Source organism: Ruegeria sp. E1 (assembly GCF_056534225.1).
In genome coordinates, this window is the sequence record NZ_JBQFPE010000011.1 from 164,603 (window position 1) to 175,036 (window position 10,434).

Below are 10,434 nucleotides of genomic sequence, written 5' to 3' on the forward strand. Positions count from 1 at the left end.
GGCTACATCTCGATTTCGTGCACCTCGGCCACTTCGACCGAGCCTGATCCGTTCACAACCATAGGGCAGCCCTTGGCCATTTCGGTTGCGGCGTCGATACTGTCGGCCTTGATCACGGTGAAACCCGAGGCCGGGTTGGCGCCGCCATTGTCAACGACGCCATCGCTGCTGACGGTATAGGACTGGCCCACCGGATTTCCCGGGATGTCCAGCGCGTCGCCCATTCCCCCGAACCATGCGCCCCAGGCGGCCATGGTGGCTTCGATTTCGGCGGGGTCGGTTGGGGTATGACCGCCGTGATAGACAAACAAATATTGGGGCATTCTTGCTCCTCCCTGATGAAAACCTATTTGCAATGCGCTTCGAGCTTGCGCAGCGAAGACGTCCAACCCTGTTCATGGTTCGCCGCAGCCTCGGCGTCTGCCAGTTCTCGATGATCCACCACAAGACGCGATCCGATGCCAGTGGCGGCGACCGATAAGATTACATGGCTCTCGGGGCCACGCTGGTCCTGATCGTCGTGCCAGGCCCATGTAAATCCGACCGAGTTCGGTGGGTCGACATGGGTGACATGGCCCGAAACTTTGAATTGTTGGCCCTCGTTGTTCTGCATAACCGAAAACCACGGACCAAGACGCGAGAAATCCAGATCATGTTCGGGCACATGTACTCCTTCAGGACCCCACCACTGCAACAGCTTCGCACCATCGCTGATCCAGGCGAACAGAATGTCGGGGCTGACGGGAAACTCCCGCTCAAGATTCAGGTCGGCCATGAATTCTCCTTTTCAAGAATGTCGCCCAGACGATCCAGGCTGCTCTCCCAGAACTGCCGTTTTGAGATTGTCCAGTCGGCAATGGCACGCAACCCGTCAGGCTGTATGGAATAAATCCGCTGAGTTCCCCGAACGCGCTGCCGGATCAGTCCGGCCTCGCGTAGAACCTTCAGATGCCGCGAGATCGCGGCACCGGACATGCCTTTGCCTTCGATCAGTTCTCCTGCAGGTAGCTCGCCCCTGTCCATCAATTGTTCAACGATCGCAAAACGGGTTGCGTCGGAAAGCGCAGAAAAAGCGGTAAGAAGGTCTGTCATGATCCAATAATTAACACATGCGTTAAATAAAGGCCAGTATTTACCTGTGACAAATAAATACCTCTGAAGGTGAGTTAATTCACATACGGCGATATCTATTAGTCTAGAATAGACACGTACAAACCCCGGGCGCTATAGTCCTAAGCGCAATATTTGTTTGGTTAACGGGTTTAATGAGGAGACATATGATGCGTATCGCGTCCACATCACTGGTAGTTCTCAGCACGCTGGCACTGGCGGGCTGTGCGTCCCCCTGGTCCCAGACCGAAGTTGTAGCAACGCCCGCTGCGGCAACGGCTCCATCAACCGCGGCGGCGACATCCAAACCAACACCCGCGCCTGCGCCCACAACTGTCACACCGGCAGCAACGAACTCAACAAATGTGGGTAGCGACGACAACGGCGGTGGTGAAAGTGACAGTGGCGGTGACAGCGGTGGTGGAGACGGCGGCGGCGGCGGCGGTGGTGCCGGCGGCGGTGGCGGCGGAAGTTGGGGTTGATCTGAAAGGATCGCGTTATGTCTCAGCTTGGTCTGCGCCTTGGAACGGCATGTTTTCTGGCAACATTTGCCGTTTCCCTGTCTCACCCTGAAATCCTGCAAGCCCAGAGCTCTGCAATGACTGCCGAGCAGCCCATAGGCGGCAATCGGATCGCAATTGTGATTGGCAATCAGGACTACGAAGCCGTCGGCGACCTTGCCAATGCACGCAAGGACGCCGAAGACATCGCCGAGATGCTGCGCGGCTTCAACTTTCGGGTTTACGACGGCTACGACCTGAGCAAGCGCGAATTCGAAGACCTGATCCGAACCGCTGTTCTGAACATCCCGGATGCAGCGGATGTTCTGTTCTACTACGCAGGCCATGGCATCCAGATCGGGCGGCGAAACTATCTGCTGCCTGTGGATGCAAAGTTCGAAAGCATCTATGATGTCCCGCTGGCGACAATGACGCTGGACCGCGTGATCGACACGCTTTCGGCGCGTAGCGCGGCGCATGTCGCGATCCTCGATTCCTGCCGGGACAATCCGTTTCAGGATCTGCGCCTAGCCGCCGATCTGGACGCGAACCTGTTCGAGACACGCTCGGGCTTTGATGTGTTCAGCACGCCGCTGAATTCGCTGGTCGCCTATTCGACCTCGCCCGGCGCGGTCGCAAGCGACGGTGATCTGGGCCAGAACAGCCCCTATACCGCAGCGGTTCTGGAAACCGTGCAATCCTCACCATTTGACAACATCCAGCAGCTCTTCCCCGTCATCCGCGAGCGTGTTCACGCCTCGACTTCTGGCAAACAGATCCCGTGGGAAAGCTCGACGCTCGTGCGCCCCTTCTATCTGGCACAACAACAGGTCCAGACTGCGGAATTACCCCCGGTTACGGGCGAGGCGCAATCGCTGGACCTGAGCCTGCAATTCGACAAGGCAATCCCGCTGACTCAACGTCTGGAAACAGGATTGGGCCAAGATATCGTTGATGTGCGTTTGGTCGGCACACCGGGCCGGGGCAGCATCAATACAGGCGATTCCGCTTCGGTCATCTATATGCCCGAGGTCTCGGACACCCGCGCCGTTGAACTGGGCGGAGGCAGTTTTTCCGACAGCTTCACCGTCGAAGTGGTCACCACCGACCAGAAAACCCAAAGCGTCGATGTGTCCCTGCAACTTGGCATGAATGCCTGCGATGTCGAGGCGGGCGATGCGCTGGATATCAACGGCGTCGGCGTGTTTCGCCTGCCGAATGAGTTGAACATCCCAAAGGCATTGGCCGCCTGCACAACAGCCGTTACCGAATATCCGGGGACCGCTCGTTTCAAGTATCAACTCGGGCGCGCCCAGCAAGCAGCGGGCAATGTCACGGATGCTTATGATAATTTCTCAGCGGCGGCGGATGCAGGGCACATCCGGGCCAAATACGCACTGGCCATCCTGCTTGATACAGATCGCATCGACCGGGCTGTCACAAAGATTCCACGTGATGCTGCGAAGGCGCGCGAGTTGCTGGAACAGGCCACGGCCGAGCAAGACCCCTATGCGATGCACAACCTCGGCAAAACGCTTTTGCGGGAGGGCGAAACCGCCGCCGAGCAAAAGCGCGGCTTCGAATTGCTGGAGCGTTCGGTCGAGCTTGGTCACACGTTTTCGATGAACGAACTTGGCCTGTACTTCCTGCGTGAAAATTCGAACCATTATATCCCAGAACGCGGGATGCGCTATTTGCGGGCATCGGAGTTGCGCAAGGACATCTATGGCTACGACAATCTTGCCTATGTGTCGCTGAACGGGCTGGGCGGCAATCCGGTCGATTTCAACAAGGCCGAGGCGTATTTCCTGGCCGCTGCCGATGGGGGGCACCCGACAGCGCCTGCCAGCATCGCCCGCATGATCCTGCGCGATCAGCTTCCCGGCAGAACCCGCGCCGAAGCGTTGAAATGGTACGACACCTCGCTGGAACGCGGCGATGCCTGGGGTGGCGCTAACGCGGCCTATATCATTCTGGATGGTCAGGTTTCCGGCAAAGGTCCGGCAGACGCGGCGCTGCGCGCAGCCAAAGCAGCACTTTTGGCCAATGAGGAACCCGCCGGCCAGGCCCGGGCACAGCTAGACCGGATTTCAGGCACCGATCTGGACCGGGCGCTGCAGATGGCGCTGAACGAGCTGGGCGGCAATATCGCGGTTGACGGTCAGGTTGGCCCTGCAACGCTGGCCGCGCTTGAAAATATCAGCGCTGAATATGGCGTGCCGGTTCCTTATGCTGCGAACAGTGACCCAAAGGCGCGACTGCTTTGGGCGGCGCGGGTCTATTGGGCGCAGAATCCGGTCCGGTTTGATCTATTCTGAACGGATTATGCGACAAATTCTGCGCGGGTATATCCCTGCAGAAACAGCAGGGCCGTCAAGTCACCGTGGTTGACGCGCACCTCGCATTTCTCGGCAACGGATGGCTTGGCGTGCAGGGCAACACCGGTTCCGGCGCGACCCAGCATTCCCAGATCATTAGCTCCGTCTCCGACTGCGATCACCTCCGCCTCGGAAATGCCCAAACGGGTTGAAATCTGCTCCAGCGCTTCGATCTTGGCTTGTCGCCCAAGGATCGGTCGCCCGACTTCGCCGGTCAACTTGCCGTTTTCAGCCAGCAACGTGTTGGCGCGATTCTCGTGAAAGCCAAGTAGGTCCGCAACGCGTGCGGTGAACGATGTAAACCCACCAGAGACCAACGCGGCATAGGCGTCATTCTTACGCATGGTCGATAGCAATTCTTTGCCCCCGGGCATCAGCGTGATCCGTTCGGCCAATACCTTGTCGATGACGCTTTCATCCAGCCCCTTCAACAAACCGACCCGTTCTGTCAGCGCGCCGTCAAAGCCCAGCTCACCATTCATCGCGCGTGCGGTAATGTCCTTGACCCGATCGCCGACCCCGGCCTCATCCGCCAGTTCGTCGATGCATTCCTGCTGGATCATGGTGCTGTCCATATCGGCCAGCAGCATTTTTTTGCGACGACCTTCAGCGGGTTGAACGATCAGATCCACACCCATCCCCTGCAAATCACCCCAGACCTGCCACAGGTTGTCGGGTTTGTCCGGCAAGGAAAACTCAGCCGCTTCATCCGGGCTCAACCAGGTTACATCGCCTCCGCCCCATGCATTGCGCAGCGAGTCGGGCAACGCCGGTTCCAGCGATGGTGCTTTTGGGTTGGTCAGCAAGGTGGCAACATACATCTTCGATCTCCGACAAGCTGTCCTGCGCATATCGCAGGGGCCGCATTTTCACCAGTACCTGCCAGTGGATTTGTCAGTTCTGGGGCTTTACCACCCGCGATTTCCGATACAGATTCCCCGGGCACCCCGGTCGTGCGAGTTTGAAGGGAAACGGAAATGGCAAACCCGCTTTATGATCGCTTGTTCGGACAGCATCTGGGCAAGCAAACACCGTTTCTGCATCTGCCGGACGGGCAAACCCTGACCCATGCGGATTTTTTGGATATGGCCGCCCGTATCGCCAACGCGCTGACCGGGATGGAACTGGAACCCGGCGACCGCGTCGCGGTTCAGGTCGAGAAATCGCCCGAAGCGCTGGCGCTTTGCGCAGCATGTGCGCAGACCGGGCTGATCTTTCTGCCGCTGAACACTGCCTACACCACAGCCGAACTGAGCTATTTCATCGAAAACAGCGGTGCCTCCCTGATCGTTTGTGACGCGGTGGATGCGGCGGGTCTGACCCCCGTTGCGCAGGCACAGAATGCGCGGTTGGAAACCCTGAACGCCGATGGCTCGGGCAGCCTGATGCGGCTGGCTTTGGGAATGCTGCCCGCCTTTGCGCCGGTTGGCCGGTCCGAGGATGATCTGGCCGCCTTTCTGTATACGTCCGGCACAACGGGTCGGTCGAAAGGCGCGATGCTGACGCAGGCCAACCTGCTGTCCAATGCCGAAACGCTGGCGCAGGCATGGCGCTTTACCTCTGACGACGTCCTGTTGCACGCGCTGCCTATCTTTCACACTCATGGTTTGTTTGTGGCCACCAATGTCATGCTCGCCGCCGGAGGATCGATGATCTTTCTGCCAAAGTTCGATCTGGACGAGATGTTGCGCCTGATGCCCCGGGCCACGTCGCTGATGGGTGTTCCAACGTTCTACACCCGCTTGCTGGGCGATGATCGGTTCACCCGTGACCTGACACGGGACATGCGGCTGTTCATCTCGGGCTCGGCCCCGTTGCTGGCCGAGACCCATGAACAATTCGAAGCCCGCACCGGCCATCGCATTCTGGAGCGCTATGGCATGACCGAAACCAACATGAACACATCGAACCCCTATGAGGGTGAGCGCCGCGCAGGCACGGTTGGCCTGCCTCTGCCTGATGTCGAACTGAAATTGACTGACCCCGAAACCGGCGAGGACCTTCCGCAGGGCGAGATCGGCATGATCGAGGTGCGTGGCCCAAACGTGTTTCAGGGCTATTGGCAGATGCCCGAGAAAACTGCCGCCGAACTGCGCGAGGACGGGTTCTTTATCACCGGCGATCTGGGGCGTGTGGATGCGGATGGTTATGTTCATATCGTAGGGCGCGGCAAAGATCTGATCATCTCGGGCGGGTTCAACATCTATCCAAAAGAGATCGAGCTGGTACTGGACGATCAACCCGGCGTGCTGGAAAGCGCTGTGATCGGTGTACCGCACCCCGATTTCGGAGAGACCCCCTTGGGCATTCTGGTGCCGGAACCGGGCCAAACCCCGGATCTCGACGCCATTCTGTCCTCGATCCGGGATCAGCTTGCACGGTTCAAACATCCCCGCGAACTGATCCTTTTGGACGAACTTCCGCGCAACACCATGGGAAAGGTACAAAAGAACGTCCTGCGCGACAGCTACAAGGATCTGTTTACAAAGGCTGAGCCTTAAGGCTGTAGCGGCACCCGCCCCTTGTCAGTCAATTCCCAGCAAGCTCGGCCTTCGAACACTGCTACACCCACCGAGCGACCATAGCCTGCACCACTGTCTAGATTAACATGGTTCCCGAAATGTGCGACACGCTTCACAGGAGTGTGCCCGTGCACCACCAGCCATGGGTGAGAACGAGCGTCGTCGAGAAATTCTTCCCGTATCCAGAGGCAATCATCTTCAGTCTGTTGCTCAAGCGGGATACCGGGCCTCAAGCCCGCGTGGACGAAAAGCAGCGCTTTGGTTTGATGCAACACAGGAAGGGATCTAAGAAATTCCAAATGTTCGCGCGGGATGACCGCACGAGCATCTGTATGCACCTGATACAGGCGATGCCTGGGGCTGACATCGATACCGTATGAGGCCAATGTTTCCATGCCTCCGAGCCGCTCGTGCAGCCAATGCAATTCGATCGGCAAACGCATATCATTCAACGGATGATCCTTCATGAACCAGGCAAACATCCGGTCGTGATTGCCCAACAGAGTGATCCATCGCTTACCTGCGTCGCGCCCGGCAATCAGCCGATCCAATACGCCCTGGCTGTCCGGCCCCCTGTCCACATAATCACCAAGAAAGACGATCTCGGCCTCGGGGCCGCCGTCTTGTTCGATCAGCGAAAGTGCGCGTTCGAACTCATCAACGCGCCCGTGCAGATCGCCGATGGCATAAACTGGATTGGTCATCTCTGCTCTCCGCGGCCCGTGTGATTGATGCCGTTCTGCCGGAAAAACATAAGCTTGAAAAGAGGATGCCCGTGCCAAACCCGGCGCGGGCATCCTGACTTGTGATGGCCTTCGCCCTTGTCAGGCCACATCAAACTCAAGCGGCTTAATCTGGGTGAACAGACCGGTTTCCGCCAGTTTCGCGCGCGCTTCGGCCGGAACGGGTTCGTCCACATAAAGCAGCGCGATGGCCTCACCTCCGGCCTCGGATCGGCCGAGGGTAAAGTTCGCGATGTTGACCTTGTTTTCGCCCATTGTCTGACCCAACGCTCCGATGATGCCCGGCACGTCCTCGTTGGTGGTATAGAGCATATGGGCCCCGACCTCGGCATCGATATTGATACCTTTGATCTGGATGAAACGCGGCTTGCCATCGGTGAAAACGGTTCCCGCAATCGACCGCTCGCGCTTGCTGGTGACAACCGTGACCTTGATGTAACCATCGAAAACACCGGTTTTGTCCTGATTGGTGGTCGAAATCTGAATGCCCCGCTCTTTCGCAACAACCGGGGCCGAGACCATGTTCACCTCGGGGTTTACCATTTTCATGATCCCCGCCACGACCGAACAGTTCAGCGCCGCCAGGTTCATATTGGCCGCAACACCGTCGTACAGGATGTTGATCGCCTTGATCGGCTCGTCGGTCATCTGGCCGATGAAACTGCCCAGATGACTAGCCAGCTTGATCCACGGGCCCATAACCTTTGCCTCTTCTGCCGTCACGCTGGGCATGTTCAGCGCATTTTCCACAGCGCCCGTCAGCAGGTAGTTCGAGATTTGCTCGGCCACCTGCAGGGCCACATTCTCCTGCGCCTCGGTCGTGGCCGCACCTAAGTGAGGCGTACAGACCACGTTGGGCAGATTGAAAAGGGCGTTTTCCTTGGCCGGTTCTTCGCTGAACACGTCAAAGGCAGCACCTGCCACATGGCCCGATTGCAGCATCTCGGCCAGTGCGTCCTCGTCCACCAGACCGCCACGGGCACAGTTTATGATGCGCACCCCGGGCTTGGTCTTTTCGAGGTTCTCGCGGCTCAGGATATTGCGGGTCTGGTCGGTCAGCGGCACATGAAGGGTAATGAAATCGGCACGGGCCAGCAGGTCGTCCAGTTCGACCTTTTCAACACCCATCTTGGCGGCTTTCTCATCGCTCAGATACGGGTCATAGGCTACAACTTTCATCTTCAGACCCAGCGCGCGTTCACAGACGATACCGCCGATATTGCCCGCGCCGATGACGCCAAGGGTCTTGTTGGTCAGCTCGATCCCCATGAACTTGGACTTTTCCCACTTGCCCGCATGGGTCGAGGCGCTGGCCTCGGGGATTTGCCGCGCTACAGCGAACATCATCGCAATTGCGTGTTCGGCGGTGGTGATCATGTTGCCATAAGGCGTGTTCATCACGATCACACCTTTTTTGCTGGCGGCCTCTTTGTCGACGTTATCGGTACCGATCCCGGCGCGGCCGATCACTTTCAGATTGTCCGCCTTTTCCAACAGAGTGGGCGTGACCTTGGTGGCCGAGCGGATGGCAAGACCGTCATACTGACCGATCACCTCGGCCAGCTTGTCTTTGTCCTTGCCCAGATCGGGCATAAAATCCACATCAATGCCGCGATCGCGGAAGATCTGCACGGCGGTTTCGCTGAGCTTGTCAGATACGAGTACTTTGGGGGCCATTTCTCTGGTCCTTGAATTGTAGGGAAGGTCCGGGCCTTGCGCGGCCCGGTGAATAGGTCAGGCAGCCTCAGATTGCGCCGCGATTTCGGCCTCAAAGGCCCAGGTCAACCACGGCAGCATCGCCTCGATGTCCGAGGTTTCAACCGTTCCGCCGCACCAGATGCGCAGGCCCGCAGGCGCGTCACGATAGGCCCCGATGTCCAGCGCGATATTCTCGGCCTCCAACCGTTTTGCAACGGCTTTGGCAAATGTCGCACCATCCTGAATACGCGGATCGGCAAACTTCAGACAGACCGAAGTGTTCGACTGCGTCGCCGCATCCTCAGCCAGATTGGCAATCCAGTCATTCTGGTCACAGAATGCGTGTACCGCACCGGCATTCGCGTCCGCGCGGGCAATCAGACCCTGCAAACCTCCGACCGAGCGCGCCCAATCCAGCGCGAACAGATAGTCCTCAACCGCCAACATGGATGGCGTGTTGATCGTGGCCCCGGTAAAGATACCTTCGATCAATTTGCCCCCTTTGGTCAGGCGGAAAATCTTCGGCAGCGGCCATGCGGGCGTGTAGCTTTCCAGCCGTTCAACGGCGCGCGGGCTGAGGATCAGCATCCCGTGGGCTGCCTCTCCACCCAGCACTTTCTGCCAACTAAACGTGGTCACATCCAGCTTGTCCCACGGCAAATCCATCGCAAAGGCCGCAGAGGTTGCGTCGCAGATCGTCAGGCCCTGACGGTCATCCGCAATCCAGTCGCCATTGGGAACCCGCACACCCGAGGTCGTGCCGTTCCACGTAAACACCACGTCGTTGGCAAAATCGACCGAGGCCAGATCGACCAGCTGCCCGTAATCGGCGGTCTTCACCTCGGCGTCGATCTTCAACTGTTTGACCACATCGGTCACCCAGCCCGCACCAAAGCTCTCCCACGCCAGCATCTCGACCTTGCGTTCGCCCAGCAGCGACCACAGAGCCATCTCAACCGCACCGGTATCCGACGCTGGAACGATGCCGATCTTGTAGTCTGCCGGAATGCCCAGAATCTCACGCGTGCCTTCGATGGCTGCCTTCAGCTTGTCCTTGCCAACCGCGGCCCGGTGCGACCGACCCAATGCGGCATCGGCCAGCTTGCTCAGCTCAAATGTGGGGGGTTTGGCACAGGGGCCCGAGGAAAAACGCGGATTAGCCGGCCGCGTCGCCGGTTGTTCGGTAGTCATCTGTATTACCCTTCCAGATACACGCCCCTCGTTGGGGAGGGGTGTCCCACGGACAGGGGTAAGCGGCCTTCGCAAGCGCAGCAAGAGAAAAAGACGCTTCGCCTGACAAAAACGACATCTGGAACCGGAACAAATCAGAACGCGGGTTTCCGATAAGCGAAAACCCCGCTGATTTCTCAGCGGGGTCCTATGTCTTATTCGGCGGCGTCTTCGTATTCTGACATGGGTGGGCATGTGCAGATGAGGTTTCGGTCTCCGTATGCGTTGTCGACGCGGTTGACGGGGGACCAGT

10 protein-coding genes are annotated in these 10,434 nt (G+C 58.5%); 3 read left to right on the forward strand and 7 right to left on the reverse strand.

The annotated features are described in order from the left end of the window. Nucleotides 1–2: 2 nt before the first annotated feature. From ACR0FG_RS15220 to ACR0FG_RS15230, 3 genes are read right to left on the reverse strand one after another with little or no spacing between them, the layout of a single operon-like run. Nucleotides 3–323 (reverse strand): YciI family protein, encoded by a 321-nt coding sequence (locus tag ACR0FG_RS15220; protein WP_170714187.1) that lies wholly within the window; start codon nucleotides 321–323, stop codon nucleotides 3–5. A 23-nt stretch (nucleotides 324–346) separates the two neighbouring features. Then, on the reverse strand, nucleotides 347–775 hold the full coding sequence (locus ACR0FG_RS15225) for an SRPBCC family protein (protein WP_480893857.1): 429 nt from the start codon (nucleotides 773–775) through the stop codon (nucleotides 347–349). Beyond that, on the reverse strand, nucleotides 763–1,092 hold the full coding sequence (locus tag ACR0FG_RS15230) for a metalloregulator ArsR/SmtB family transcription factor (protein WP_170714181.1): 330 nt from the start codon (nucleotides 1,090–1,092) through the stop codon (nucleotides 763–765). Before ACR0FG_RS15230 ends, ACR0FG_RS15225 begins: the two co-directional genes overlap by 13 nt. A 188-nt stretch (nucleotides 1,093–1,280) precedes the next feature. Here ACR0FG_RS15230 and ACR0FG_RS15235 point away from each other — a divergent pair, with 188 nt between their 5' ends. Next, entirely contained in the window at nucleotides 1,281–1,592 is a 312-nt protein-coding gene (locus ACR0FG_RS15235; protein WP_170714178.1) for a hypothetical protein, read from the forward strand. Between the two features lie 17 nt (nucleotides 1,593–1,609). Next, nucleotides 1,610–3,928: a caspase family protein gene (locus ACR0FG_RS15240; RefSeq protein ID WP_480893859.1), complete on the forward strand. Its 2,319-nt coding sequence runs from the start codon at nucleotides 1,610–1,612 to the stop codon at nucleotides 3,926–3,928. Nucleotides 3,929–3,933: 5 nt separating this feature from the next. Here ACR0FG_RS15240 and serB read toward each other — a convergent pair whose 3' ends face one another. Beyond that, nucleotides 3,934–4,809 (reverse strand): phosphoserine phosphatase SerB, encoded by an 876-nt coding sequence (serB, locus tag ACR0FG_RS15245; RefSeq protein WP_480893860.1) that lies wholly within the window; start codon nucleotides 4,807–4,809, stop codon nucleotides 3,934–3,936. 156 nt (nucleotides 4,810–4,965) lie between these two features. On the opposite strand from serB, the gene ACR0FG_RS15250 reads away from it, so the two are divergent. Then, nucleotides 4,966–6,489 (forward strand): malonate--CoA ligase, encoded by a 1,524-nt coding sequence (locus ACR0FG_RS15250; protein ID WP_480893862.1) that lies wholly within the window; start codon nucleotides 4,966–4,968, stop codon nucleotides 6,487–6,489. Here the strand turns inward: ACR0FG_RS15250 and ACR0FG_RS15255 are convergent. The 3 genes from ACR0FG_RS15255 to ACR0FG_RS15265 form a co-directional block, all read right to left on the reverse strand. Then, the gene (locus tag ACR0FG_RS15255; RefSeq protein ID WP_480893863.1) at nucleotides 6,486–7,214 is read right to left on the reverse strand and encodes a metallophosphoesterase family protein; all 729 of its coding nucleotides are present in this window, start codon (nucleotides 7,212–7,214) and stop codon (nucleotides 6,486–6,488) included. The two genes, ACR0FG_RS15250 and ACR0FG_RS15255, sit on opposite strands and share 4 nt — an antisense overlap. Before the next feature lie 120 nt (nucleotides 7,215–7,334). Continuing rightward, nucleotides 7,335–8,930 carry a phosphoglycerate dehydrogenase gene (gene serA / locus ACR0FG_RS15260; protein WP_480893865.1) on the reverse strand — a complete coding sequence of 532 codons (1,596 nt, stop codon included), beginning with the start codon at nucleotides 8,928–8,930 and terminating at the stop codon, nucleotides 7,335–7,337. Between the two features lie 57 nt (nucleotides 8,931–8,987). Beyond that, nucleotides 8,988–10,142, reverse strand: coding sequence for a phosphoserine transaminase (locus ACR0FG_RS15265; RefSeq protein WP_480893867.1), 1,155 nt, complete (start codon nucleotides 10,140–10,142; stop codon nucleotides 8,988–8,990). Between the last annotated feature and the right edge of the window lie 292 nt (nucleotides 10,143–10,434).